This is a genomic window from Pseudomonas sp. BMW13, assembly GCF_013357275.1.
In the GTDB taxonomy this organism is placed as follows: domain Bacteria; phylum Pseudomonadota; class Gammaproteobacteria; order Pseudomonadales; family Pseudomonadaceae; genus Aquipseudomonas; species Aquipseudomonas khazarica.
On sequence record NZ_SUKD01000066.1, the window covers coordinates 1 to 230 of the forward strand.

The window sequence follows — 230 nt, forward strand, 5'->3', positions numbered from 1 at the left end:
GCACTTGAGGATGTGCGAGCCGACCGGGGTGGAGCCGGTGAAGGCGATCTTGGCGATGCGCTTGCTGGTGGCCAGCGCTTCACCGGCTTCGCGGCCGAAGCCCTGGACGATGTTGAGCACGCCGGGCGGCAGCAGGTCGCCGACGAGTTCGACCAGCAGGGTGATCGACAGCGGGGTCTGCTCGGCCGGCTTGAGCACGATGGCGTTGCCGGCGGCCAGGGCCGGTGCCA

At 70.0% G+C, this 230-nt stretch carries 1 protein-coding gene; it reads right to left on the reverse strand.

The window, feature by feature from the left end:
* On the reverse strand, nt 1-230 hold a 230-nt coding region (locus E4487_RS24210; protein WP_175254572.1), incomplete at both ends, for an aldehyde dehydrogenase family protein.